Source organism: Bradyrhizobium sp. AZCC 2230 (assembly GCF_036924495.1).
GTDB lineage: Bacteria > Pseudomonadota > Alphaproteobacteria > Rhizobiales > Xanthobacteraceae > Bradyrhizobium > Bradyrhizobium rifense.
Genome location: NZ_JAZHRS010000001.1, coordinates 6,078,220 through 6,103,076, shown reverse-complemented (window position 1 = coordinate 6,103,076; position 24,857 = coordinate 6,078,220). Strand labels below are relative to the sequence as shown.

Annotated in this window: 21 protein-coding genes; 18 read left to right on the top strand and 3 right to left on the bottom strand. The window is 64.1% G+C overall.

Annotation, left to right across the window (positions count from 1 at the left end; all coding sequences use genetic code 11):
• Positions 1–39: 39 nt before the first annotated feature.
• The 12 genes from V1280_RS29210 to V1280_RS29155 all read left to right on the top strand — a co-directional run bounded on the left by V1280_RS29210 (position 40) and on the right by V1280_RS29155 (position 14,137).
• Positions 40–675 carry an arylesterase gene (locus tag V1280_RS29210; RefSeq protein WP_334532375.1) on the top strand — a complete coding sequence of 212 codons (636 nt, stop codon included), beginning with the start codon at positions 40–42 and terminating at the stop codon, positions 673–675.
• 175 nt (positions 676–850) lie between these two features.
• Positions 851–1,387 carry an RNA 2',3'-cyclic phosphodiesterase gene (gene thpR, locus V1280_RS29205; RefSeq protein WP_334532372.1) on the top strand — a complete coding sequence of 179 codons (537 nt, stop codon included), beginning with the start codon at positions 851–853 and terminating at the stop codon, positions 1,385–1,387.
• A gap of 207 nt (positions 1,388–1,594) precedes the next feature.
• Positions 1,595–2,782 carry a cell division protein ZapE gene (zapE, locus tag V1280_RS29200; RefSeq protein ID WP_334532369.1) on the top strand — a complete coding sequence of 396 codons (1,188 nt, stop codon included), beginning with the start codon at positions 1,595–1,597 and terminating at the stop codon, positions 2,780–2,782.
• Between the two features lie 258 nt (positions 2,783–3,040).
• Positions 3,041–4,009, top strand: a complete 969-nt coding sequence (mdh, locus tag V1280_RS29195) for a malate dehydrogenase (protein WP_063980412.1) — start codon at positions 3,041–3,043, stop codon at positions 4,007–4,009.
• 215 nt (positions 4,010–4,224) lie between these two features.
• Positions 4,225–5,421, top strand: coding sequence for an ADP-forming succinate--CoA ligase subunit beta (gene sucC, locus V1280_RS29190; protein WP_334532363.1), 1,197 nt, complete (start codon positions 4,225–4,227; stop codon positions 5,419–5,421).
• A gap of 4 nt (positions 5,422–5,425) precedes the next feature.
• Complete coding sequence (locus V1280_RS29185; RefSeq protein WP_334532360.1) at positions 5,426–5,905, top strand: DUF1579 family protein; 480 nt, start codon at positions 5,426–5,428, stop codon at positions 5,903–5,905.
• Positions 5,906–5,939: 34 nt separating this feature from the next.
• Positions 5,940–6,824: a succinate--CoA ligase subunit alpha gene (gene sucD / locus V1280_RS29180; protein WP_334532357.1), complete on the top strand. Its 885-nt coding sequence runs from the start codon at positions 5,940–5,942 to the stop codon at positions 6,822–6,824.
• 137 nt (positions 6,825–6,961) lie between these two features.
• Positions 6,962–9,919: a 2-oxoglutarate dehydrogenase E1 component gene (locus tag V1280_RS29175; protein ID WP_334532354.1), complete on the top strand. Its 2,958-nt coding sequence runs from the start codon at positions 6,962–6,964 to the stop codon at positions 9,917–9,919.
• Positions 9,920–10,059: 140 nt separating this feature from the next.
• Positions 10,060–11,298: a 2-oxoglutarate dehydrogenase complex dihydrolipoyllysine-residue succinyltransferase gene (gene odhB / locus V1280_RS29170; RefSeq protein WP_334532351.1), complete on the top strand. Its 1,239-nt coding sequence runs from the start codon at positions 10,060–10,062 to the stop codon at positions 11,296–11,298.
• A 67-nt stretch (positions 11,299–11,365) separates the two neighbouring features.
• Positions 11,366–12,115 carry an SDR family oxidoreductase gene (locus V1280_RS29165; protein WP_334532347.1) on the top strand — a complete coding sequence of 250 codons (750 nt, stop codon included), beginning with the start codon at positions 11,366–11,368 and terminating at the stop codon, positions 12,113–12,115.
• Between the two features lie 56 nt (positions 12,116–12,171).
• Positions 12,172–13,572 (top strand): dihydrolipoyl dehydrogenase, encoded by a 1,401-nt coding sequence (lpdA, locus tag V1280_RS29160; RefSeq protein ID WP_334532345.1) that lies wholly within the window; start codon positions 12,172–12,174, stop codon positions 13,570–13,572.
• Between the two features lie 34 nt (positions 13,573–13,606).
• The gene (locus V1280_RS29155) at positions 13,607–14,137 is read left to right on the top strand and encodes a hypothetical protein (RefSeq protein ID WP_334532343.1); all 531 of its coding nucleotides are present in this window, start codon (positions 13,607–13,609) and stop codon (positions 14,135–14,137) included.
• A 144-nt stretch (positions 14,138–14,281) separates the two neighbouring features.
• On the opposite strand, the gene V1280_RS29150 is transcribed toward V1280_RS29155, so the two are convergent.
• Together V1280_RS29150 and V1280_RS29145 are read right to left on the bottom strand one after the other, a co-directional pair.
• Positions 14,282–14,875, bottom strand: coding sequence for a DUF4337 domain-containing protein (locus V1280_RS29150; protein WP_334532341.1), 594 nt, complete (start codon positions 14,873–14,875; stop codon positions 14,282–14,284).
• A gap of 126 nt (positions 14,876–15,001) precedes the next feature.
• On the bottom strand, positions 15,002–15,967 hold the full coding sequence (locus V1280_RS29145) for a tyrosine recombinase XerC (protein WP_334532338.1): 966 nt from the start codon (positions 15,965–15,967) through the stop codon (positions 15,002–15,004).
• Between the two features lie 123 nt (positions 15,968–16,090).
• Between V1280_RS29145 and V1280_RS29140 the strand changes: the two genes are divergently transcribed.
• Positions 16,091–18,301: a primosomal protein N' gene (locus tag V1280_RS29140; protein WP_334532335.1), complete on the top strand. Its 2,211-nt coding sequence runs from the start codon at positions 16,091–16,093 to the stop codon at positions 18,299–18,301.
• A gap of 238 nt (positions 18,302–18,539) precedes the next feature.
• On the opposite strand, the gene V1280_RS29135 is transcribed toward V1280_RS29140, so the two are convergent.
• Positions 18,540–19,049, bottom strand: coding sequence for a septal ring lytic transglycosylase RlpA family protein (locus V1280_RS29135; protein WP_334532332.1), 510 nt, complete (start codon positions 19,047–19,049; stop codon positions 18,540–18,542).
• Positions 19,050–19,707: 658 nt separating this feature from the next.
• Between V1280_RS29135 and V1280_RS29130 the strand changes: the two genes are divergently transcribed.
• The 5 genes from V1280_RS29130 to V1280_RS29110 all read left to right on the top strand — a co-directional run bounded on the left by V1280_RS29130 (position 19,708) and on the right by V1280_RS29110 (position 24,814).
• Positions 19,708–20,268, top strand: a complete 561-nt coding sequence (locus tag V1280_RS29130; protein ID WP_334532329.1) for a F0F1 ATP synthase subunit delta — start codon at positions 19,708–19,710, stop codon at positions 20,266–20,268.
• Positions 20,268–21,797, top strand: a complete 1,530-nt coding sequence (gene atpA, locus V1280_RS29125) for a F0F1 ATP synthase subunit alpha (protein WP_334532326.1) — start codon at positions 20,268–20,270, stop codon at positions 21,795–21,797. The genes V1280_RS29130 and atpA overlap by 1 nt, the downstream gene beginning before the upstream one ends.
• A gap of 142 nt (positions 21,798–21,939) precedes the next feature.
• On the top strand, positions 21,940–22,815 hold the full coding sequence (locus tag V1280_RS29120) for a F0F1 ATP synthase subunit gamma (RefSeq protein WP_334532323.1): 876 nt from the start codon (positions 21,940–21,942) through the stop codon (positions 22,813–22,815).
• A 52-nt stretch (positions 22,816–22,867) separates the two neighbouring features.
• The gene (atpD, locus tag V1280_RS29115) at positions 22,868–24,310 is read left to right on the top strand and encodes a F0F1 ATP synthase subunit beta (RefSeq protein ID WP_334532320.1); all 1,443 of its coding nucleotides are present in this window, start codon (positions 22,868–22,870) and stop codon (positions 24,308–24,310) included.
• A gap of 96 nt (positions 24,311–24,406) precedes the next feature.
• On the top strand, positions 24,407–24,814 hold the full coding sequence (locus tag V1280_RS29110; RefSeq protein ID WP_334532317.1) for a F0F1 ATP synthase subunit epsilon: 408 nt from the start codon (positions 24,407–24,409) through the stop codon (positions 24,812–24,814).
• Positions 24,815–24,857: the final 43 nt, after the last annotated feature.

Genomic DNA, 24,857 nt, shown 5'->3' with positions numbered 1-24,857 from the left:
AACTCCGCACACGCGGTCGAGAGGCGTTACGGATTCTTCATGCACATAGCCGTGTTGATGCTCGCTTTGATGACGGTCGCCAACCCCGCTTGGGCGGAAACGACAAAGCCGATCAAGCTTGTCGTTCTAGGCGATTCCCTGAGTGCCGGTCTCGGCCTTCCGGCCCAGGACGCGTTCCCGGCCAAGCTACAAAAAGCCTTGCAGACCAAAGGCATGGCCGTAGACATGACCAACGCCGGGGTGTCGGGCGACACCTCGTCGGGGGGGCGCGACCGGCTCGACTGGTCGGTGCCCGACGGAACCGAGGGCGTCATCGTCGAGCTCGGCGCCAACGACGCGATGCGCGGCATCGACCCCGACTTGACGCGCGCGGCGCTGACCGACATCGTCGGGCGTCTCAAGGCGCGCAAGATCGCCGTGATGCTGTGTGGCATGCTGGCGCCGCCGAATTTCGGCGCGGACTATGGCGCGCGCTTCAATTCGATTTATCCGGATCTGGCAAAACAGTTCGACCTGCCGCTCTATCCGTTCTTCCTCGACGGTGTTGCGGCCGACGCCAAGCTCAACCAGGCCGATGGCATTCACCCGACCGCTGAAGGCGTCGACATCGTCGTCAACAACATGCTGCCCACGGTAGAGGCATTCCTGCGCACGATCGGCGAGCAACGCCGTTGAAAAGCAGGCAATGCTAACCCTAACAACCAGGGTTTTCCCGGTGTAGCGTTAGGCACTCTTCGCAGAGTCACACAACTGCGATAGGAATTAGACTACAGATGATTCGTCGCCGGCTCTAAAATTTGGATATGATCCTTCCCCTCGGATCATGCCCAAGCATCGGGAGTGCGAAACGATGCCGCGTTTGTTCACTGGTCTGGAAATCCCGGCCGAGGTCTGCCAGACGCTTTCCAATTTGCGAGGTGGCCTTCCAGGCGCCCGCTGGATCGATCCCGAAAATTATCACGTCACCCTGCGCTTCATCGGCGATATCGATGGCATCTCCGCCAACGAGATCGCATCGATGCTGTTTCGCGTCGACCGCAAGCCTTTCGAAGTGAAAGTGCAGGGCCTGCAAAGCTTCGGCGGCCGCAAGCCGCGCGCGGTGGTCGCCACCATCGCGCCGAGCAAGCCGCTGATGGATTTGCAGGCCGAGCTCGAACGCATGATGCAGCGGATCGGCCTCGATCCCGAAGGGCGTAAATTCATTCCGCATGTCACGCTGGCCCGGCTGCATGACGCCACCGACCGTGACGTCGCCGACTACCTCTCGCTGCGCGGCTACTTCCCGAGCAAGGCGTTTATGGCGGAGCGGTTCGTGCTGTTCTCGTCGCGCGCGTCGACCGGCGGCGGACCGTATGTGGTCGAGGACGCCTACGAATTGTGTGAATAGCGCTGCTCTCGTGCCCCGGACGCAGTGCGCCACGAAGTGGTGCACTGCTGAGCCGGGGCCCATCGCTCCACGGAAATGAACGAAACAGTGGGTCCCGGCTCTGCGCAGCAGCGTTGCACGCTGCAGCGCGTCCGGGACACGAAACCGCATACCCCGTCCACCAATTGACGGCTTGCAATTTCCGCCGGTCTCTGGCGGTAAAGAGCGATGCTCTCCACCCAGGATTCCTCCTTCAGCGAAGCGTATCAGGCCGAGATCGCCTCCGGCGCGATCGAGCCCGATGCCGCGCAGGCCGAGGTCGCCGAGGCCTATGCCGCGCTCGACCTGCGGCTCGCGAACTACAAGTCGCCGCGCAAGCAGGGGCTGCTTGCCCGCCTGTTCAGCGGTGGTGACAAGGATGAGGCGCCGCACGGGCTCTATGTCCATGGCGAGGTCGGCCGCGGCAAGACCATGCTGATGGATCTTTTCTTCCAGCACTCCACCGTCGAGCACAAGCGGCGCGCGCATTTCCACGAGTTCATGGCGGAGGTGCACGAACGCATCTACGACTACCGCCAGAGCATCGCGCGCGGCGAGACCGCCGACGGCGACGTCATCGCGCTGACCGCGCATGCGATCTTCGAGGAGAGCTGGCTGCTCTGTTTCGACGAATTCCACGTCACCGACATTGCGGACGCGATGATCCTCGGCCGCCTGTTCGCAAAACTGTTTGAGCTCGGCACCGTCGTGGTTGCGACCTCGAACGTTGCGCCCGACGATCTCTACAAGGGCGGCTTGAACCGGTCGCTGTTCCTGCCCTTCATCAAGCAGATCACCGACCACATGGACGTGCGGCGGCTGGATGCGCGCACGGATTTCCGGCTGGAGAAACTTCAGGGCGTACCGATGTGGCTGACGCCGGCGGACGGCGATGCCGATGCCGCGCTCGACCGCGCCTGGTCGAAGATGACCGGCAACGCCAAATGCAAGTCGCGCGACATTTCGATCAAGGGCCGCATCCTGCACGTGCCGTGCTCGGCCCATGGCGTCGCGCGGTTTCCGTTCGCCGATCTCTGCGAGAAGCCGCTCGGCGCATCCGACTATCTCAGGCTGGCGCACGACTATCACACCATCCTGGTCGACCATATTCCAGTGATGGACTTCTCCCAGCGCAACGCCGCCAAGCGCTTCATCACGCTGATCGACACGCTCTATGACAATGCCGTGAAGCTGATGGCCTCGGCCGATGCCAACCCGATCTCGCTCTACCTCGCCCATGAGGGCACCGAGGCGATGGAGTTCAAGCGGACCTCGTCGCGCCTGATCGAGATGAGCTCGGAATCCTATCTGGCGCTGCCTCATGGCCGTAAGGATTCCACCGCCAGCGGGTCCACCAAGGGCCTGGTGGAGACTTAAGTCCTATTTTATCAGTACCCACCGGTGTCATTCCGGGGCGCGACAAAGTCGCGAGCCCGGAATCCATCGCGCCATCAACTCTGCCGCCCGATGGATTCCGGGCCTGCGCCTGTCGGCGCATCCCGGAATGACGACCGGGTATGCTGGCTGCCATCGCGGCAAGCCCGACAAATGGGCATCCACCGACTTGAACGGCGGAAGCGAAAGGGATAACCACCCATTCAGTTTTTCCCTCACGTGTCTAAAGGACAGGTTCACATGGCGCGCGACAAGATTGCTTTGATTGGCTCCGGCCAGATCGGCGGAACGCTGGCCCACCTCATCGGCCTGAAAGAACTGGGCGACGTCGTGATGTTCGACATCGCCGAGGGCGTGCCGCAGGGCAAGGCGCTCGACATCGCGCAGTCCTCGCCGGTCGACGGTTTCGACGCGCACTATACCGGCGCCAACTCCTACGAAGCGCTTGATAACGCCAAGGTCTGCATCGTCACCGCCGGCGTGCCGCGCAAGCCTGGCATGAGCCGCGACGACCTCCTCTCCATCAACCTCAAGGTCATGGAGCAGGTCGGCGCCGGCATCAAGAAGTACGCCCCCGACGCCTTCGTCATCTGCATCACCAACCCGCTCGACGCGATGGTCTGGGCGCTGCAGAAGGCTAGCGGCCTGCCGCACAAGAAGGTCGTCGGCATGGCCGGCGTGCTGGATTCCTCGCGCTTCCGCTACTTCCTGGCCGACGAGTTCAACGTCTCGGTTGAAGACGTCACCGCCTTCGTGCTCGGCGGCCATGGCGACACCATGGTGCCGCTGGTGAAGTACTCCACCGTCGCCGGCATCCCGCTGCCCGACCTCGTCAAGATGGGCTGGACCTCGCAGGCGCGCCTCGACGAGATCGTCGACCGCACCCGCAACGGCGGCGCCGAGATCGTCAATCTGCTCAAGACCGGCTCGGCCTTCTACGCGCCGGCCGCTTCGGCCATCGCGATGGCCGAGAGCTATCTGCGTGACAAGAAGCGCGTGTTGGCCTCGGCTGCTTACCTCAACGGCGAATACGGCGTGAAGGACATGTATGTCGGCGTGCCCGTCGTGATCGGCGCCAAGGGCGTCGAGCGCGTCGTCGAGATCGAGCTCACCGGCAAGGACCGCGAGGCCTTCGACAAGTCCGTCGGCGCGGTGCAGGGCCTCGTCGATGCCTGCAAGAAGATCGCACCCGATCTTCTCGGCCGCTAAGGGCAAACAATCCCCGCCGAAGATCGAAACCCGGTCTTCGGCGGTTTCATTTCCGGACCCTGGCTGCAACCCTTGTTGAAGGCTGGGCGGGTTCCGGTTCCGCGATTTCGATGTCAGAGAATCCGGGTTGCAGTTCCTGTGGTATATGGTATGCCAGCCACAAGACTGAGGTGGGCCCCTAGGGGTCACCGCCCGCGGGTTCAGGGAGCGACCATATGAATATCCATGAATATCAGGCCAAAGCGCTGCTGAACGAGTTCGGCGTAGCGATCTCGAAGGGCGTTCCGGTCCTGAAGGCCGCTGACGCGGAAGCTGCCGCCAAGGCCCTCCCGGGCCCGGTCTGGGTGGTGAAGAGCCAGATCCATGCCGGCGGCCGCGGCAAGGGCAAGTTCAAGGAAGCCTCGGCCGGCGACAAGGGCGGCGTCCGTATCGCCAAGTCGGCCGCTGAGGTCTCCGAATTCGCCAAGCAGATGCTCGGCGCCACCCTCGTGACGATCCAGACCGGCGCCGCCGGCAAGCAGGTCAACCGCCTCTACATCGAGGACGGCTCCGACATCGACAAGGAGTTCTATCTCTCGATCCTGGTCGACCGCGAGACCTCGCGCGTCTCGTTCGTGGTCTCGACCGAAGGCGGCGTCAACATCGAGGACGTCGCGCACAACAGCCCAGAGAAGATCGTGACCTTCTCGGTCGATCCCGCGACCGGCATCATGGGCCATCACGGCCGCACCGTCGCCAACGCGCTGAAGCTCTCCGGTGATCTCGCCAAGCAGGCCGAGAAGCTCACCGCGCAGCTCTACGCCGCCTTCGTCGCCAAGGACATGTCGATGCTGGAGATCAACCCGCTGGTCGTGACCAAACAGGGCCAGCTCCGCGTGCTCGACGCCAAGGTGTCGTTCGACGACAACGCGCTGTTCCGTCATCCCGAGGTGCTCGCGCTGCGCGACGAGACCGAGGAAGACGCCAAGGAAATCGAGGCGTCCAAGTACGACCTCAACTACGTCACCCTCGACGGCAATATCGGCTGCATGGTCAACGGCGCCGGTCTCGCCATGGCGACGATGGACATCATCAAGCTCTACGGCATGGCGCCGGCGAATTTCCTCGACGTCGGCGGCAGCGCCAGCAAGGAGAAGGTCGCGGCCGCGTTCAAGATCATCACCGCGGATCCCAACGTGAAGGGCATCCTGGTCAACATCTTCGGTGGTATCATGAAGTGCGACGTGATCGCCGAGGGCGTCACCGCCGCCGTGCGCGAGGTCGGCCTGAGCGTGCCGCTGGTGGTTCGCCTCGAAGGCACCAACGTCGAGCTCGGCAAGAAGATCATCCGTGAATCCGGCCTGAACGTGGTGCCTGCCGACAATCTCGACGACGCCGCGCAGAAGATCGTGAAGGCCGTCAAGGGAGGCTAAGGCCATGACCCAGGACCATCTCTCCGCATCAGCCCCCCTTGCAGAGCATGCGCGTCTCGCCGCGTTCGCCGGCGAATGGAATGGTGAAGAGGTGGTCTTTCCGTCGCGCTGGATGGAGGGCGGACCGGCGACCTCGCGCACCGTGGCGCGCATGGATCTCAACGGGTTCTACCTGATCCAGGATGCGATCCAGATCCGCGACGGCAAGCAGAGCTTCGCCACTCACGGCCTCTTCACCTGGGACCGCGAGGACCGGACCTACAAATTGTTCTGGTACGATTCACTCGGCTACACGCCGCCCTCGCCCGCCTCCGGCGGGTGGGTCGGCAAGACCCTGACGCTGGTGCGCGGCTCGCTGCGCGGCAATGCGCGCCACGTCTACGAGATCATCGACGACAATTCCTATTCGTTGAAGATCCAGTTCTCGCCGGACGCGGAAGGCTGGGCTGACGTGCTCACCGGCGTCTACCGCCGCATCCACTGACCTCTCACTCGTTAGTTTCGCGAAAGCACACCTCATGTCCATCCTGATCGACAAGAACACCAAGGTCATCTGCCAGGGCTTTACCGGCAAGAACGGCACCTTCCACTCCGAGGCCGCGATTGCCTATGGCACCAAGATGGTCGGCGGTACCTCGCCGGGCAAAGGCGGCGCGACCCATCTGAACCTGCCGGTGTTCGACACCGTCCGCGAGGCGCGTGAGAAGACCGGCGCGGATGCGTCGGTGATCTATGTGCCGCCGCCGGGTGCGGCCGACGCGATCTGCGAAGCCATCGACGCCGAGATCCCGCTGATCGTCTGCATCACCGAGGGCATCCCGGTCATCGACATGGTGCGCGTGAAGCGCTCGCTCGCCGCCTCCAAGTCGCGCCTGATCGGGCCGAACTGCCCGGGCGTCATGACCGCCGGCGAGTGCAAGATCGGCATCATGCCCGCCAACATCTTCAAGACCGGCTCTGTCGGCATCGTCTCCCGCTCGGGCACGCTCACCTACGAAGCCGTGTTCCAGACCTCGCAGGAAGGCCTCGGCCAGACCACCGCGGTCGGCATCGGCGGCGACCCGGTCAAGGGAACCGAGTTCATCGACGTCCTTGAGATGCTCCTGGCCGACCCCAAGACCGAATCGATCATCATGATCGGCGAGATCGGCGGTTCCGCCGAGGAGGACGCTGCCCAGTTCCTCAAGGACGAGGCCAAGCACGGCCGCAAGAAGCCGATGGTCGGTTTCATCGCCGGCGTGACCGCACCTCCCGGCCGCCGCATGGGCCATGCCGGCGCGATCATTTCGGGCGGCAAGGGCGATGCCGGTTCCAAGACCGATGCGATGAAATCCGCAGGGATTACAGTCTCCCCGTCCCCCGCCCGCCTTGGGCACACCCTTGCCGAAATATTGAAGGGCTAATTCAGTTCTTCGTAATTTTCCGGGCGAAGTTTCGCAGCAAATAGGGTAAATGGTGCCTGTCGCGCTGAGCCTCTGCCGGGGAGCTCAGCGCGAGCGCCGTTTGTTATGCGCGAACCGAAATCGCCAGGAACTCAAGTATGTCTCGCCAGGACGCGAACGCAGCCTTTGCCCTCTCCTCCTTTTTGCAGGGCACCAACGCCACCTACATCGACGAAATCTACGCCCGCTACGAGAAGGACCCGTCCTCGGTGGACGCCGAGTGGCAGGAGTTCTTCAAGAGCCTCAACGACCAGCCCGCTGACGTCCGGAAGAACGCCGAGGGCCCGTCCTGGGAGCGCGCCAACTGGCCGCTGACGCCGAAGGACGACCTGACCTCCGCCCTCGACGGCAACTGGGCGGAAGTCGAGAAGGCGGTCGGCGCCAAGATCGCCGCCAAGGCGCAGGCCAAGGGCGCGGATGTCTCTTCCGCCGACGTGCTCCAGGCCACGCGCGACTCCGTCCGCGCGCTGATGCTGATCCGCTCCTACCGCATGCGCGGCCACTTCCACGCCAAGCTCGATCCGCTCGGCATCGAGGCCCCGCGCAACCGCGAAGAGCTCGATCCCCGTACCTACGGCTTCAGCGAAGCCGATTTCGACCGCAAGATCTTCCTCGATCACGTGCTCGGCCTCGAATACGCCAGTCTGCGCGAGATCACCGCGATCTGCGAGCGCACCTACTGCCAGACGCTCGGCGTCGAATTCATGCACATCAGCAACGCTGCGCAGAAGGCCTGGATCCAGGAGCGCATCGAAGGGCCGGACAAGGAAATCTCGTTCACCCGCGAAGGCCGTCGTGCCATCCTGATGAAGCTGGTCGAAGCCGAAGGCTTTGAAAAATTCTGCGACACCAAGTTCACCGGCACCAAGCGCTTCGGTCTCGACGGTGCTGAATCGCTGATCCCCGCGCTCGAGCAGATCATCAAGCGCGGTGGCAATCTTGGCGTGAAGGAAGTCGTGGTCGGCATGCCGCATCGCGGCCGCCTCAACGTGCTGACGCAGGTGATGGGCAAGGCCCATCGCGCCCTGTTCCACGAGTTCAAGGGCGGCTCGGCCAACCCCGACGCGGTCGAAGGCTCGGGCGACGTCAAGTATCACCTCGGCGCGTCCTCGGACCGCGAGTTCGACGGCAACCGCATCCATCTGTCGCTGACCGCGAACCCCTCGCATCTCGAGATCGTCGATCCCGTCGTGCTCGGCAAGGTCCGCGCCAAGCAGGACCAGCATGGCGATCCGCCGGACCAGCGCATTTCGGTGATGCCGCTGCTGATGCACGGTGACGCAGCGTTTGCCGGCCAGGGCGTGGTCGCGGAATGCTTTGGTCTGTCGGATCTGAAGGGCTACCGCACCGGCGGCTCCGTGCACTTCATCGTCAACAACCAGATCGGCTTTACCACCTATCCGCGTTACTCGCGCTCCTCGCCCTATCCGTCGGATGTGGCGAAGATGATCGACGCGCCGATCTTCCACGTGAACGGCGACGATCCGGAAGCTGTCGTGTTCGCGGCCAAGGTCGCGACCGAGTTCCGGCAGAAGTTCCACAAGCCTGTCGTCATCGACATGTTCTGCTATCGCAGGCACGGCCATAACGAGGGCGACGAGCCGGCGTTCACCCAGCCGGTCATGTACAAGAAGATCGCGGCTCATCCGACGACGCTGGAGCTCTACGCCCGCCGCCTGATCAGCGAAGGCGTGCTGACCGAGGGCGAGGTCGACAAGGCCAAGGCCGACTGGCGCGCGCGGCTCGATGCCGAGCTCGAGGCCGGCTCCGGCTACAAGCCGAACAAGGCCGACTGGCTCGACGGCAAATGGGCCGGCTTCAAGATCGCCGACCAGGAGGAAGATGCCCGGCGTGGCGTCACCGGCGTCGATGTTGCCGAGCTCAAGGATATCGGCCGCAAGATCACCAAGGTGCCGGACGGCTTCCGTGCCCACCGCACCATCCAGCGTTTCCTCGAGAACCGCTCGAAGGCGATCGACACCGGCGCCGGCATCGACTGGGCGACCGGCGAGGCGCTGGCGTTCTGCACGCTGCTCAACGAGAACCACCACGTCCGCCTGTCAGGCCAGGATTCCGAGCGCGGCACCTTCTCGCAGCGTCACTCGGTCCTGATCGACCAGGAGGACGAGAGCCGCTACACGCCATATAACCATCTCGGTCACGAGCAGGGCCATTACGAGGTCATCAACTCGCTGCTGTCGGAAGAAGCCGTGCTCGGCTTCGAATACGGCTATTCGCTCGCCGAGCCGAATACGCTGACGCTGTGGGAAGCCCAGTTTGGCGACTTCGCCAACGGTGCGCAGGTCGTGTTCGACCAGTTCATCTCCTCGGGCGAACGCAAATGGCTGCGCATGTCCGGTCTCGTCTGCCTCTTGCCGCATGGCTATGAGGGCCAGGGACCGGAGCACTCCTCGGCGCGTCTGGAGCGTTACCTGCAGATGTGCGCGGAAGACAACATGCAGGTGGTCTATCCGACCACGCCGGCGAACTACTTCCACGTGCTGCGCCGCCAGCTGCATCGTGAAATCCGCAAGCCGCTGATCGTGATGACGCCGAAGTCGCTGCTGCGTCACAAGCGGGCGGTCTCGCGTCTCGAGGAGCTCGCCAAGGACACGACCTTCCACCGCATCCTCTATGATGACGCCCAGATGCTGCCGAACGAGGCGATCAAGCTCGTTCCGGACGACAAGATCCGCCGCATCGTGCTCTGCTCGGGCAAGGTCTATTACGACCTCTACGAGGAGCGCGAGAAGCGCGGCATCGACGACATCTATTTGATGCGCGTCGAGCAGCTCTATCCGGTGCCGCTGAAGGCGCTGGTGGCCGAGCTGTCCCGCTTCAAGAAGGCGGAAGTGATCTGGTGCCAGGAAGAGCCCCGCAACATGGGTGCCTGGCACTTCATCGAGCCCTATCTGGAATGGGTGCTGAACCAGGTGAACGGTGTGAGCCGGCGTCCGCGTTATGTCGGCCGCGCCGCTTCCGCCGCGACCGCCACTGGTCTGATGTCCAAGCATCAGGCGCAGTTGAAGGCGTTCCTGGACGAAGCACTGAGCTAACCGAAATTCCAATTGTCATGCCCCGCGAAGGCGGGGCATCCAGTACGCCGCGGCGTCCGTTTTGATCCACGATCGTCACGGAGTACTGGATCGTCCGCCTGCGCGGACGATGACGGCCAAAAACGATTAAGGAAAAGACCATGACTGAAATTCGTGTGCCGACGCTCGGCGAATCCGTCACCGAGGCCACCATCGGCCGCTGGTTCAAGAAGGCCGGCGATGCCGTCGCCGTCGACGAGCCCTTGGTGGAGCTCGAGACCGACAAGGTCACCATCGAGGTCCCGGCGCCTTCCGCGGGCACGCTGAGCGAGATCATCGCTGCTGACGGTACGACTGTTGCGGTCGGCGCGCTGCTCGGCCAGATCACCGAAGGTGCCGCCGGCGCGAAGCCGGCTGCTGCTCCCGCGAAGCCCGCCGCTGCTGCTCCCGCCGCTGCCGCTTCTGCGCCGGCTCCTGCTGCAAAGGCGCCGCCGGCTGATGCCCCGCTCGCTCCGTCCGTGCGAAAACTTTCCGCCGAGACCGGCGTCGACGCGTCGACCGTTCCGGGCTCCGGCAAGGACGGCCGCGTCACCAAGGGCGACATGCTCGCCGCGATCGAGCGTGCGGCCTCCGCGCCGACCCCGGTCAACCAGCCCGCGGCTGCCGTGCAGGTTCGCACCGCTTCGCCGGCCGATGACGCCGCCCGCGAAGAGCGCGTCAAGATGACCCGCCTGCGCCAGACCATCGCGCGCCGCCTCAAGGACGTGCAGAACACCGCCGCGATGCTCACGACCTTCAACGAGGTCGACATGACCAACGTGATGGCGCTGCGCGCGCACTACAAGGATGCGTTCGAGAAGAAGCACGGCTCGAAGCTCGGCTTCATGGGCTTCTTCACCAAGGCCGTCGTGCAGGGTCTGAAGGACATCCCGGCGGTCAACGCCGAGATCGACGGCACTGATTTGATCTACAAGAACTACTACCACATCGGCGTCGCCGTCGGCACCGACAAGGGCCTCGTCGTGCCCGTGGTGCGCGATTGCGACAACAAGTCGATCGCCGACATCGAGAAGGGCATCGCCGATTTCGGTCGCCGCGCCCGTGACGGTCAGCTCAAGATCGACGAGATGCAGGGCGGCACATTCACCATCACCAATGGCGGCATCTACGGCTCGCTGATGTCGACCCCGATCCTGAACGCGCCGCAGTCCGGCATTCTCGGCATGCACAAGATCCAGGATCGCCCGATGGTGGTCGGCGGCAAGGTCGAGGTCCGCCCGATGATGTATCTGGCGCTGTCCTACGATCACCGCGTGATCGACGGCAAGGAAGCCGTCACCTTCCTGGTCCGTGTCAAGGAGAGCCTGGAAGATCCGGCGCGCCTGGTGCTGGACCTCTGATCCCTGACGCTCTGCAAGCGCCGTCGCCCTTTTGCGCGACGGCGTGTGTCGAACCTTGGAGGCGGGCGTGACCGATAAAGTCGTTGTCATCACCGGCGGCAGCCGCGGCATCGGGCGGGCGACCGCGCTTGCGGCGGCCGCGCGCGGCTACCGCGTCGTGGTCGGCTATGCCAGCAACAAGAAAGCCGCCGACGAGGTGGTCGCCGAGATCGAGGCCGGCAACGGCAAGGCGATTGCAGTGAAATGCGATGTCGCCGAGGAAAGCGATATCGTCGATCTGTTCAAGGAAGCGGACAAGTTCGGCACGCTTGCCGCACTCGTCAACAATGGCGGCATCGTCGGCAAGAGCGGCGTGCGCGTCGACGAGATGTCGGCTGAGCGCATCCAGCGCGTGATGGCGGTCAACGTCACCGGCTCCATCCTCTGCGCGCGCGAGGCCGTGAAGCGGATGTCGACCAAGCATGGCGGCAAGGGCGGCGTCATCGTCAATCTGTCATCGGTTGCTGCCAAGCTCGGCGCGCCCAACACTTACGTCGATTATGCCGCGTCCAAGGGCGCGATCGATTCCTTCACCATCGGCCTCGGTTATGAAGTTGCCAGCGAAGGCATTCGTGTCGCGGGCATCCGTCCCGGCCTGATCGACACCGACATCCACGCCTCCGGCGGTGAGCCCGATCGGCATCATCGCCTGGCCCACATGGTGCCGATGAAGCGCGTCGGCACTGCCGATGAAATCGCCAACGCCATCGTCTGGCTGATGTCGGACGATGCTTCCTACGTCACCTCAGCCATTCTCGATGTGTCCGGCGGACGCTGACGCGCCGCGCGGACGCTGACACATCCTCACAACGCTAAACTTACGGGACTTCTCTCATGGCTACCTACGATCTCGTCGTCATCGGCACCGGACCTGGCGGTTATGTCTGCGCGGTGCGCGCAAGCCAGCTCGGCATGAAAGTCGTCGTGGTCGAAAAGAACGCCACGCTGGGCGGCACCTGCCTCAATGTCGGCTGCATGCCGTCGAAGGCGCTGCTGCACGCCTCCGAGATGTTCGAGGAAGCCGGGCACTCTTTCGCCAAGATGGGCGTCAGCGTCTCCGCGCCGAAGCTCGAATTGCCGGCGATGATGAACTTCAAGCAGCAGGGCATCGACGGCAACGTCAAGGGTGTCGAGTTCCTGATGAAGAAGAACAAGGTCGACGTGCTCAAGGGCACCGGCAAGATTCTTGGCACCGGCAAGGTCGAAGTCTCCGCCGACGGCAAGTCGCAGGTGATCGAGACCAGGAACATCGTGATCGCCACCGGCTCGGACATCGCGCGTCTCAAGGGCATCGAGATCGACGAGAAACGCATCGTGTCGTCGACCGGCGCGCTGTCGCTGGACAAGGTCCCCGGCAAGCTTCTGATCGTCGGTGCCGGCGTGATCGGCCTCGAGCTCGGCTCGGTGTGGAAGCGGCTCGGCGCCGAAGTCGTCGTCGTCGAATTCCTGGATCGCATCCTGCCCGGCATGGACGGCGAAATTGCAAAGCAATTCCAGCGCATCCTCGAGAAGCAGGGTTTTGCGTTCAAGTTAGGCGCCAAGGTCACCGCGGTCGACACGTCAGGCAAGACGCTGAAGGCGACCATCGAGCCCGCTGCCGGCGGCGCTGCCGAGACGCTGGAGGCCGACGTCGTTCTCGTCTGCATCGGCCGTGCGCCGTACACGGATGGTCTCGGCCTGAAGGAAGCCGGCGTTGCGCTCGATCCGCGTGGTCGCGTGCAGATCGATCCGCATTTCGCCACCAGCCTGAAGGGCGTCTATGCCATCGGCGACGTCGTCGCGGGCCCCATGCTCGCGCACAAGGCCGAGGATGAAGGCGTCGCGGTCGCTGAGATCATCGCAGGGCAAGCCGGTCATGTGAACTACGACGTTATCCCAGGCGTCGTGTATACCACCCCGGAAGTGTCCTCCGTCGGCAAGACCGAGGAAGAGCTGAAGCAGGCCGGCGTCGCTTATACCGTCGGGAAGTTTCCCTTTACCGCCAACGGCCGCTCCAAGGTCAATCAGACCACTGACGGCTTTGTGAAGATTCTCGCAGATGCGAAGACTGACCGCGTGCTCGGCGTGCACATCATCGGCATCGAGGCCGGCGAAATGATCCATGAAGCCTGCGTTCTCATGGAGTTCGGTGGCAGTGCGGAAGATCTCGCCCGCACCTGCCACGCGCATCCGACCCGCTCCGAGGCCATCAAGGAAGCCGCGCTTGCAGTCGGCAAGCGGGCCATCCATATGTAGGTCCGCGCCCAGAGCCGAATCGGGCGGGAAACACATGCTGCGCCGCCTTCTTCAACCGGTCTGGGTCCTGCTTGCGATCATCTTTTTGATCGAAGCTTGGCTGTGGGACCATTGCGAGCCGATCGTCGCGCGGGTTGTCGCACTGATTCCGCTCGCCCGGTTCAAGGAATGGCTGTCGGAGCGCGTCGACGCACTGTCGCCTGCGATGACGTTGATCGTGTTCGCCGTCCCGATCGTCCCGCTGTTTCCGCTCAAGCTGGTCGGCCTGTGGCTGCTCACGCACGAATACTGGACCAGCGCGGTCTTCACGATCCTGTTCGCAAAGATGCTCGGCGTCGGCGTCACCGCCTTCGTGTTCGACGTCACGCGCGACAAGCTGCTGGAGATGCAATGGTTCGAGCGGCTTTACGAGCTGGTCTTGAGGTTGCGCGCCAAGGCGACCGAGCTGGTCGAACCGGTCAAGCGGCGCATCCGCGATCTGGTCAGGGGCAACGGCGAAGGCTGGTCCTCGCGCACGCTCCGTCTGATCCAGCGCTTTCGCAAGAGCGTGCACGAAGCGCGGTGAGTTCTTCGCCACATACTCGCTGTCATCGTCCGCGAAAGCGGGCGATCCAGTATTCCAGAGACAGCGAGATTAGAACCGAGGGGCTGCGGCGTACTGGATGCCCCGCCTTCGCGGGGCATGACAGCGGTGCGCGTAACAGCCCCCTCACCCGTGCAGATGCAACACATGCGGCGCCCATGCGCCGAGCACGGTCATGCTGAGCCCGGCGAGCGTCAAGAGGCCCGCGACCCAGGCGAGCGGCAGCATGCCGGTGATGATGGTGGCCGAGGCCAGCACGATGCCGATCTGGAACGCGGCCGACGCCAGCTCGAAGTGATGATATTTCGCGGTCGCCTCGTCGCGCGCGTGCTCGGCCTCCTTGGCCTTCTCGGCGAGCTGCTCGGTGCCTTCGCCGGTCTCGGGCTCGGAGCGGTAGCGCGCTGCGGTCTTCTGCCAGTCGTCGATCTGCTTCTGCACTGCGGCCTTGATGGCGTCGTCGGTGGCTGCGCCCAGGGTCAGCTTGCCCTGGTCGGCGGCGGTCTGGACGACGGTACGGCGGATGCTCTTGGCCTGGAAGAACGCCCAGAGATTGGAGGCCTCGACGTTCTTGCTGATCGACTCGGTCTGCGCGCCCTTGCCGAGCGTTTCCGAGATCGCCAGGAACAGCGCCAGCACCGCGATCAGAAGGGCGATCTTCTTGTTCTCGCCGGACGCGTGCTCGGCATGCTCCGCATGCTCCATGCTTTCGTGTGCGCTCATGAATCCCCTCCTGTGTCGGTTCCCCACGATTGACCGAACCGCGCGGCCTGCGCAAGAGGCATGCGGGTGATGACAGGCTGATGTCAGGAATGAGCGAGCAGTTCAGCGCCTCTCTCAGCGCCTCTCTCAGCGTCTTGGATGAGCGCTGGCATAGACCTCCAGCAATCGTTCAGAATTGATGCCGGTATAGATCTGCGTGGTCGAGAGCGAGGAGTGGCCGAGCAATTCCTGGATGGCGCGCAAGTCCCCGCCGCGCGAGAGCAGATGCGTGGCGAAGGAGTGCCGGAGCGCGTGCGGCGTGGCGCTGTCGGGTAGCCCAAGCGCGCCGCGCAGCCGCTCCATCGCGAGCTGGATGATGCGTGGGCTCAACGGACCGCCGCGCGCGCCTACGAAGATCGGCCCTTCCGGCGGCAGCGTATGCGGGCACATCCGGACATATTCATCGATCAGCGCCAGCACGTTCTGCAGCACCGGCACCATGCGGGTCTTGTTGCCTTTGCCGGTGACAACAAGCACGTCGCCTTCGCCTGCCTTCGGCACCTCGCGGCGCTTCAGGCCGAGCGCTTCGGAAATGCGCAGGCCCGAGCCATAGAGCAGCGCCATCACCGCGGCGTCGCGCACCAGAATCCAGGTCTCGCGATCCTCGCCGGCGCGCTCGTCGGCGTCTGCCAGGCGTTTTGCCGATGCCATCGGCAGCGGCTTTGGCAAGGTTTTCGCGACCTTCGGCGCGCGGATGGCGGAGAGTGCGCCGACCTTGCCCTTGCCTTCGCGTTCCAGAAAGCGGCCGAAGGAGCGCAGGCCCGCAAGCGCGCGCATCAGCGAACGGCCGGCGATATCGTCGGCACGCCGCATCGCCATAAAGGCACGGATGTCGGTGGCTTCCAGCGAGGCAAAACGGGTGAGCGTCACGCGTTCGCCCCAATGGCTGCACAGGAAGTCCAGGCACTGCCGCAGGTCGCGCGCATAGGCCTCCAGCGTCTTCGGCGACAGCCGCCGTTCGGCGCCGAGATGCGCCAGCCAGCGCGTCATCTCCTGCGCGATCGAGGGATCGGCGCTGGCGAGCTCGATTGGTGGGGCGGCCGCTTTGCTCATGCGCTCTGGACGTTATGATTCCGCACAGTATATCGCATCACACCCGTTTACTGTTCGCTAAGGCGGCCTCGGGCGGCTAGCCTCAAGGCCCCCAGGTTCCGATTCTCCACCCAAAGATCATTGATGGATCATTCGTCGCGTAGCCAAACCGCCCCCGCCAACGCGACCCGCATGGTCGACGTGCTGGTGCCGGTCGCGCTCGACCAGACCTATTCCTACAAGGTGCCGCGCGGCATGGAGCTGAAGGCCGGCGATCTCCTCAGTGTGCCGCTCGGGCCGCGCGAGGTGCTCGCCGTGGTCTGGGCGGAAAACGCCAATCCCGATCCGCGCCTGCATAACCGTCTCAAGGAGGTCAACGAGAAGCTCGACCTTCCGCCGCTGAAGGGTGAGCTGCGTTCCGTCGTCGACTGGGTCGCCAATTACACGCTGAGCCCGCGCGGCATGGTGCTGCGCATGTGCCTGCGGATGGGCGAGAACCTCGGCCCCGAGCGCGTGCGCGCCGGCGTGCGGCTGACCGGCGATCCGCCGAAGCGGCTGACGCCGGCACGGCAGCGCGTGATGGAGGTGCTGTCGGACCGGCTGCTGCACGGCAAATCCGAGGCCGCCAAGGAAGCCGGCGTGTCGGCCGGCGTGATCGACGGCCTCGTCGACGAAGGCACGCTGACGGTCGAGCCGATGCCGCCGCCACCGCCGCCGCCAGCGCCCGATCCGGATTTCGGCCGGCCGGATTTCTCGCCGCTGCAGCGCGCCGGCGTGGATGCGATGCGCGCGCTCGCGGCCAACGGCACTTTCCACGTTGCGCTGCTCGACGGCGTCACTGGCTCGGGCAAGACCGAGGTCTATTTCGAGGCGATCGCGGAATCGATCCGCCGCGGCAGGCAGACGCTGATCCTGATGCCGGAGATCGCGCTCACCGGCCAGTTCCTCGATCGCTTCGCGCAGCGTTTCGGCGTGCGGCCGATCGAATGGCACTCCGAGCTGACGCCGCGCACCCGCGCGCGCAATTGGGCGGCGATTTCGGAAGGGACCGCGCCGGTCGTGGTCGGCGCGCGTTCGGCGCTGTTTTTGCCCTACGCCAATCTCGGCCTGATCGTGGTCGATGAAGAGCACGACCAGGCCTACAAGCAGGACGACGGCGTGCATTACCACGCCCGCGACATGGCGGTGGTGCGCGCGCATATCGCCAAGATTCCGATCGTGCTGGCCTCCGCGACGCCGTCGGTCGAATCCGAGGTCAATGCGCGCAAGAACCGCTATCAGCGCATCGCGCTGCCGTCGCGCTTCGGCGGCCAGCACATGCCGCATATCGAGGCGATCGACATGCGCCGCGAGCCGCCTGCGCGCGGCCGCTTCATTTCGCCGCGGCTGGCCTCCGAGATCAGAACCGCGATCGAAAAGCGCGAGCAGGCGCTGCTGTTCCTCAATCGCCGCGGCTACGCGCCGCTGACGCTGTGTCGTGCCTGCGGCCATCGCTTTGCCTGCACCATCTGCGATGCCTGGCTGGTGGATCACCGCTTTCGCCAGCGTCTCGTCTGCCACCATTGCGGCTTCTCGATGCCGCGTCCGCAGACCTGCCCGCATTGCGCGGCGGAGGAATCGCTTGTGGCCGTCGGTCCCGGCGTCGAGCGCCTCCAGGAGGAGGCGGCCGCGCTGTTTCCGGACGCGCGCACCATGGTGCTGTCGAGCGATCTCATCACCTCGATCGAGACCATGCGCAGCGAGCTTGCCGAGATCGCGGAGGGGCGCGTCGACATCATCATCGGCACGCAACTCGTGGCAAAAGGCCACAATTTCCCGCGGCTCAATCTGGTCGGCGTGGTCGATGCGGATCTCGGCCTTAGCAACGGCGATCCGCGCGCGGCGGAACGCACCTGGCAATTGCTCAACCAGGTGATCGGGCGTGCGGGGCGCGAGCAGGGCCGCGGCGTCGGCTATCTCCAGACCCATCAGCCCGATCATCCCGTCATGAAGGCGCTGATCGCCTGCGACCGCGAGGCCTTCTACGACAGCGAGATCGACCTGCGCGAGCGCACGCTCTATCCGCCGTTCGGCCGGCTCGCGAGCCTGATCATCTCGGCGGGCGATCGTCCGAGCGCAGAGGGCCTCGGCCGCCGTCTCGTCGCGCTCGCGCCGCGCGACGAGCGCGTGGTGGTGCTGGGCCCGGCCGAAGCCCCGCTCGCCGTGATCAAGGGCCGCTACCGTTTCCGCATCCTGGTGAAATCGGCACGCGGTTTTGATCTGTCGGATTATCTGCGGAACTGGCTCGCGGTCTGTCCGAAGCCGAAGGGCAATCAGAAGCTCGAGGTCGATGTCGACCCGCAGAGCTTTTTGTAGGGCCGCCGCTGTCATTCCGGGGCGCGCGTAGCGCGAGCCCGGAATCCATCGGGCGGCAGAGTTGGTGGATGAATGGATTCCGGGCTCGCGACTTCGTCGCGCCCCGGAATGACGGGACGTAAAAGAGCCCGCCGTCCCCCAAGACGGCGGGCTTGTTTCACCTGCGCTGATCCCGCCGCTCACATGTCGCGGACATTGACGAGAGCTGCGCTTGTGATTGAGGCGCTTCAGCGCACCGTCAGGAGACCACTTCCGCGGTGACGCGGCCGACGCCGGCGCCGGTGAGGCCGATGGCGCGGGCAGCGCCCGTGGAGAGGTCGAGCACGCGGCCGCGCACGAACGGGCCACGGTCATTGATGGTGACGATGACGCTCGAGCCGCCATGGGTGACGCGCAGCTTGGTGCCGAACGGCAGCGAACGGTGCGCCGCGGTCATGGCGTTCTGGTTGAAGCGCGCGCCCGAGGCGGTGCGGCTGCCGGACTCGTTGCCGTAATAGGAGGCCATGCCCGAGAAGCTGCGGCCCGTGCCCGACGACGGCGTCATCGACGCATTGGCATTGCGCCAATCGGAGGTCGCGTTGGAATCGTCCTGGGCGTGGTGACCGTGATGATGGTGAGAATAGCGGTGGTGATGCCTGGATTTGGCGGACGCTTCGGTGGCAGTTCCACCAACGAGGAGAGTTGCGGCAACGAAAGCGATCGCTGTACGCGGCCGGGTCACAGTGCCCAGCGTCTTCAAAGACAGCATTTAGTGGTCCCTAAGCTAGTATTGCCACATATGTGGCAAGTGGAGCCCCCATCAATTTGCGAGCGGGTTGGCGTTTCGATTCCTAATGAGGCGTGAATTGGGCAGTAAATCAGATCCGTATCGTGTTGAAATATCTTGTGATCCGAATCGATATTCAGCCGAAGTTCCGTAATCTTTCATTTTAACGATTCATTAACTCGTTGATTACTTGCAAGTACTGTAAAGCTAAGTTGTTACTCTTCGCGTTTAGAATTGGGTAAGTATTCGGCGGCCGCGAACGGCGCGGCGCGGATCACGCCTCAGCGATCCGTGTTCATGGCCGCTATGCGCTGAGGGCAGGAACGAATGGGCCGGTTGCCGCCGTAACGGTCGCGGCAATTCCGTGGCATGGCAGGTTCACCGCAGCTTCCTGGCAGGTCAGCGATCTCCGATCACAGCGTGCGACGAACTGGCGAGAAACAGCTGAGCCTTTAAGTTGCCGTCATGTTGCACGTGCGCGCCTGCTATGTTAGCAAAGCCGCGATTTTAACGGACCCGGCATGTCCCGTGTCGGCCGAGAATCAAAGTCCCGCTTGAATTCCAAGGGCTTGGATCGCTAGGCGCCGCTTCGTGGCGACGGTTTTTCCCTTGCGAATTTGACAGCTAAAAGAGCGCGTCTGTGGCTGCAGAAGATACGTCCGTTTCCGGTGTGTCGGGCCGTTATGCAACGGCCTTGTTTGAACTGGCCCGCGACCAGAAATTGGTCGACGAGGTCAAAGCCGATCTCGAGAAATTCGAGGGGCTGCTTAACGAAAGCGCTGATCTCAAGCGCCTCGTCCGCAGCCCGGTTTTTGCGGCCGATGCCCAGTCCCGGGCCCTTGCGGCCGTGCTGGACAAGGCCGGTATCGCCGGCATCTCCGCCAATTTCCTCAAAGTGCTGACCGCCAACCGCCGCCTGTTTGTGGTGACTGACGTCATCCGCGCCTACCGCGCCCTCGTCGCCAGGTTCAAGGGCGAGGCGACCGCGGATGTCACGGTCGCGGAGGCGCTCTCGGACAAGAATCTCGATGCCCTCAAGGTTGCCCTGAAGTCGGTGACCGGCAAGGACGTCGCGCTCAACGTGAATGTGGATCCCTCGATCATCGGTGGCCTCGTCGTCAAGCTTGGCAGCCGCATGATCGATAGTTCGCTTCGCACCAAACTCAATTCGATCAAGCACGCGATGAAAGAGGCAGGCTGATGGACATCCGCGCCGCGGAAATTTCCGCGATCCTCAAGGACCAGATCAAGAATTTCGGCCAGGAAGCTGAAGTCTCCGAAGTCGGACAGGTGCTGTCCGTCGGCGACGGTATCGCCCGCGTCTATGGTCTGGACAACGTTCAGGCCGGTGAAATGGTCGAGTTCGAGAACGGCACCCGCGGCATGGCGCTGAACCTCGAAACCGACAACGTCGGTATCGTCATTTTCGGCGCCGACCGCGAGATCAAGGAAGGCCAGACCGTCAAGCGCACCCGCGCCATCGTGGACGCGCCGGTCGGCAAGGGCCTGCTCGGCCGCGTCGTCGACGGTCTCGGCAACCCGATCGACGGCAAGGGTCCGATCCAGGCCGACAAGCGCATGCGCGTCGACGTCAAGGCGCCCGGCATCATTCCGCGCAAGTCGGTGAGCGAGCCGATGGCGACCGGCCTCAAGGCGATCGACGCCCTGATCCCGATCGGCCGCGGCCAGCGCGAGCTGATCATCGGCGACCGTCAGACCGGCAAGACCGCGATCGCGCTCGACACCATCCTGAACCAGAAGCCGCTCAATGCGCAGCCCGACGAGAACATCAAGCTGTATTGCGTCTATGTCGCGATCGGCCAGAAGCGTTCCACCGTTGCCCAGTTCGTGAAGGTGCTGGAAGAGCAGGGCGCGCTCGAATACTCGATCATCGTCGCCGCCACCGCCTCGGATCCGGCGCCGATGCAGTACATCGCGCCCTTCACCGGCTGCACCATGGGCGAGTATTTCCGCGACAACGGCATGCACGCGGTCATCATCTATGACGATCTGTCCAAGCAGGCCGTCGCCTACCGCCAGATGTCGCTGCTGCTGCGCCGCCCGCCGGGCCGCGAAGCTTATCCCGGCGACGTGTTCTATCTGCACTCCCGCCTGCTCGAGCGCGCGGCGAAGCTGAACAAGGACCAGGGCTCCGGCTCGCTGACGGCGCTGCCGGTCATCGAAACGCAGGCCAACGACGTGTCGGCCTACATTCCGACCAACGTCATCTCGATCACCGACGGTCAGATCTTCCTGGAAACCGACCTGTTCTTCCAGGGCATCCGCCCCGCGGTGAACGTCGGTCTGTCGGTGTCGCGCGTCGGCTCCTCGGCGCAGACCAAGGCCACCAAGAAGGTCGCCGGCAAGATCAAGGGCGAGCTCGCGCAGTATCGCGAAATGGCGGCGTTCGCGCAGTTCGGCTCCGATCTCGACGCCTCGACCCAGCGCCTGCTGAACCGCGGCTCGCGCCTGACCGAACTCCTGAAGCAGCCGCAGTTCTCGCCGCTGAAGATGGAAGAGCAGGTCTGCGTGATCTGGGCCGGCACCAACGGCTATCTCGACCCGCTTCCGGTCAACAAGGTGCGCGCGTTCGAGGACGGTCTGCTGTCGCTGCTGCGGGGCAAGAACGCCGAGATCCTCAATTCGATCCGCGACAGCCGCGACCTCACCGACGACACCGCTGCCAAGCTGAAGTCGGTGGTCGAAGGTTTTGCGAAGTCGTTCGCGTAATTGCGACACGGTCGGATTTTCCGGCCGTGACCGCTTCGCGAGAGGCAAACCAATAATAAGCGTGCCCGGCGCTCGGCCGGGCATTGCGATAGGGACAGGCTAGCGGTCCGACGTTTTGTCGAACCGCCGGGGTGAACGAAGAATGGCGTCACTTAAAGACATGCGCGTCCGCATCGCCTCCACCAAGGCGACGCAGAAGATCACCAAGGCCATGCAGATGGTCGCAGCGTCCAGGTTGCGTCGCGCCCAGCAAGCGGCCGAGGCGGCGCGACCCTATGCCGACAAGATGAGCGCGGTGATCTCCAATATCGCCGGCGCCGCCGCAGGCTCGCCCGGTGCGCCGGCGCTGCTCGCCGGCACCGGCAGGGACCAGGTTCATCTGCTGCTGGTCTGCACCGGCGAGCGCGGCTTGTCCGGCGCTTTCAACTCCTCGATCGTGCGCCTGGCGCGCGAGCGCGCGCAGGCGCTGATCGCGCAGGGCAAGGAAGTCAAATTCTTCTGCGTCGGCCGCAAGGGCTATGAGCAGCTCCGCCGCCTGTTCGACAAGCAGATCGTCGAACATCTCGACCTGCGCAGCGTTCGTCAGCTCGGCTTCGTCAACGCCGAGGACATCGCCAAGAAGGTGCTGGCCCGTTTCGAGGCCGGCGAGTTTGACGTCTGCACGCTGTTCTACGCGCAGTTCAAGTCGGTGATCGCGCAGATCCCCACCGCGCAGCAGATCATCCCGCTGGTCGTCGAGGAAAAGGCCGCGAGCGGCCCGGTGATCTCATACGAGTACGAGCCCGAGGAGGACGAACTCCTCTCCGGCCTGTTGCCGCGCAATATTGCGGTGCAGATCTTCCGCGCGCTGCTGGAAAACAACGCCTCGTTCTACGGCGCGCAGATGAGCTCTATGGACAACGCCACCCGCAATGCCGGCGAAATGATCCGCAAGCAAACCCAGATCTACAACCGAACCCGTCAAGCCCAGATCACCAAGGAGCTGATCGAGATCATCTCCGGCGCCGAGGCGGTCTGACGCACGAACCAAACGACGGTCGTTCAAGTCCAGAATTTCGAAGGAGAGCTTCATGGCTACAGCAGCTAACCCGGTCGGTCGCGTCACCCAGGTCATGGGCGCCGTCGTCGACGTTCAGTTCGAAGGCCACCTGCCGGCCATTCTCAATTCGCTCGAAACCAAGAACGGCAGCATCCGCCTCGTGCTGGAGGTTGCGCAGCATCTCGGTGAGTCCACCGTGCGCACGATCGCGATGGACGTGACCGAGGGTCTTGTGCGCGGCCAGGAAGTGACCGACACCGGCCAGCCGATCGCGGTTCCGGTTGGAGACGGCACCCTCGGCCGCATCATGAACGTCATCGGCGAGCCGATCGACGAAGCCGGTCCGATCAAGTTCGAAGGCAGGCGCGCCATCCACCAGGAAGCGCCGAGCTACACCGACCAGTCGACCGAAGCTGAAATTCTCGTCACCGGCATCAAGGTCGTCGACTTGCTCGCGCCCTACGCCAAGGGCGGCAAGATCGGCCTGTTCGGCGGCGCCGGCGTCGGCAAGACCGTGCTGATTCAGGAGCTGATCAACAACGTCGCGAAGGCGCACGGCGGTTATTCCGTGTTCGCCGGCGTCGGCGAGCGCACCCGCGAGGGCAACGACCTCTATCACGAGTTCATCGAGTCCAAGGTCAACGCCGATCCGCACAATCCGGATCCGAGCGTGAAGTCGAAATGCGCACTGGTGTTCGGCCAGATGAACGAGCCGCCGGGCGCGCGCGCCCGCGTCGGCCTCACCGGTCTGACCGTCGCCGAGCACTTCCGCGACCAGGGCCAGGACGTGCTGTTCTTCGTCGACAACATCTTCCGCTTCACGCAGGCCGGTTCTGAAGTGTCGGCGCTGCTCGGCCGCATCCCGTCGGCGGTGGGTTATCAGCCGACGCTCGCCACCGACATGGGCGCGCTCCAGGAGCGCATCACCACCACGCATAAGGGCTCGATCACCTCGGTGCAGGCCATTTACGTTCCGGCCGACGACTTGACCGATCCGGCGCCCGCGACCTCGTTCGCGCATTTGGACGCCACCACGGTGTTGAACCGCGCGATCTCGGAAAAGGGCATCTATCCGGCGGTGGACCCGCTCGACTCGACCTCGCGCATGCTCTCGCCGCTCGTCGTCGGCCAGGAGCACTACGACACCGCGCGTCAGGTTCAGCAGGTGCTCCAGCGTTACAAGTCGCTCCAGGACATCATCGCCATTCTCGGCATGGACGAGCTTTCGGAAGAGGACAAGCTGACGGTGGCCCGCGCCCGCAAGATCGAGCGCTTCCTGTCGCAGCCGTTCCACGTCGCCGAAATCTTCACCGGCTCGCCCGGCAAGTTCGTCGACCTCGCGGACACCATCAAGGGCTTCCGCGGCCTCTGCGAAGGCAAGTATGACCATTTGCCGGAAGCCGCCTTCTACATGGTTGGCACCATCGAAGAGGCGATCGAGAAGGGCAAGAAGCTGGCGGCGGAAGCCGCCTAAGCTGGCGAATAGCGAATAGGGAGTGGCGAGTAGAATCTATTCGCCATTCGCTACTCGCCACTCGCCTATTCGCTACTCAGCATTCGCAGGTTTCCCATGGCCTCCTTCCACTTCGATCTCGTCTCGCCTGAAAAGCTCGCATTCTCGGGCGAGGTCGATCAGGTCGACATTCCCGGCGTCGAGGGTGATTTCGGCGTGCTGGCGGGTCATGCGCCGGTCGTGGCTGCGATCCGCCCCGGCATCCTCACCATCACCACCGGCGGCAGGCACGAGAAGATCATCGTGCTCGGTGGTCTCGCCGAAGTCTCGGAGAAGGGCCTGACCGTGCTCGCCGACGTTGCGACGTCGCTGGCCGAGCTCGACCGTGCCAAGTTCGCCGAGACCATCTCGGACATGGAAGAGAACCTCAAGGAGCACGAAGGCAGCGAGCTCGATCAGGCCATCGAGCGGCTCGATCACTACAAGAGCATCCAGCAGCAGCTCAGCTCGACGGCCATGCACTAGGCCCCGGGGCGCGGCTTCGGGGCTCACAAGAAATTCTGGAATA

Excerpts from the sequence above, each read along its gene's own strand:
- V1280_RS29210 (WP_334532375.1), top strand. The coding sequence starts at position 40 with ATGCACATAGCCGTGTTGATGCTCGCTTTGATGACGGTCGCCAACCCC.
- thpR (WP_334532372.1), top strand. The coding sequence starts at position 851 with ATGCCGCGTTTGTTCACTGGTCTGGAAATCCCGGCCGAGGTCTGCCAG.
- zapE (WP_334532369.1), top strand. The coding sequence starts at position 1,595 with ATGCTCTCCACCCAGGATTCCTCCTTCAGCGAAGCGTATCAGGCCGAG.
- mdh (WP_063980412.1), top strand. The coding sequence starts at position 3,041 with ATGGCGCGCGACAAGATTGCTTTGATTGGCTCCGGCCAGATCGGCGGA.
- sucC (WP_334532363.1), top strand. The coding sequence starts at position 4,225 with ATGAATATCCATGAATATCAGGCCAAAGCGCTGCTGAACGAGTTCGGC.
- V1280_RS29185 (WP_334532360.1), top strand. The coding sequence starts at position 5,426 with ATGACCCAGGACCATCTCTCCGCATCAGCCCCCCTTGCAGAGCATGCG.
- sucD (WP_334532357.1), top strand. The coding sequence starts at position 5,940 with ATGTCCATCCTGATCGACAAGAACACCAAGGTCATCTGCCAGGGCTTT.
- V1280_RS29175 (WP_334532354.1), top strand. The coding sequence starts at position 6,962 with ATGTCTCGCCAGGACGCGAACGCAGCCTTTGCCCTCTCCTCCTTTTTG.
- odhB (WP_334532351.1), top strand. The coding sequence starts at position 10,060 with ATGACTGAAATTCGTGTGCCGACGCTCGGCGAATCCGTCACCGAGGCC.
- lpdA (WP_334532345.1), top strand. The coding sequence starts at position 12,172 with ATGGCTACCTACGATCTCGTCGTCATCGGCACCGGACCTGGCGGTTAT.
- V1280_RS29155 (WP_334532343.1), top strand. The coding sequence starts at position 13,607 with ATGCTGCGCCGCCTTCTTCAACCGGTCTGGGTCCTGCTTGCGATCATC.
- V1280_RS29150 (WP_334532341.1), bottom strand. The coding sequence starts at position 14,875 with ATGAGCGCACACGAAAGCATGGAGCATGCGGAGCATGCCGAGCACGCG.
- V1280_RS29145 (WP_334532338.1), bottom strand. The coding sequence starts at position 15,967 with ATGAGCAAAGCGGCCGCCCCACCAATCGAGCTCGCCAGCGCCGATCCC.
- V1280_RS29140 (WP_334532335.1), top strand. The coding sequence starts at position 16,091 with ATGGATCATTCGTCGCGTAGCCAAACCGCCCCCGCCAACGCGACCCGC.
- V1280_RS29135 (WP_334532332.1), bottom strand. The coding sequence starts at position 19,049 with ATGCTGTCTTTGAAGACGCTGGGCACTGTGACCCGGCCGCGTACAGCG.
- atpA (WP_334532326.1), top strand. The coding sequence starts at position 20,268 with ATGGACATCCGCGCCGCGGAAATTTCCGCGATCCTCAAGGACCAGATC.
- V1280_RS29120 (WP_334532323.1), top strand. The coding sequence starts at position 21,940 with ATGGCGTCACTTAAAGACATGCGCGTCCGCATCGCCTCCACCAAGGCG.
- atpD (WP_334532320.1), top strand. The coding sequence starts at position 22,868 with ATGGCTACAGCAGCTAACCCGGTCGGTCGCGTCACCCAGGTCATGGGC.
- V1280_RS29110 (WP_334532317.1), top strand. The coding sequence starts at position 24,407 with ATGGCCTCCTTCCACTTCGATCTCGTCTCGCCTGAAAAGCTCGCATTC.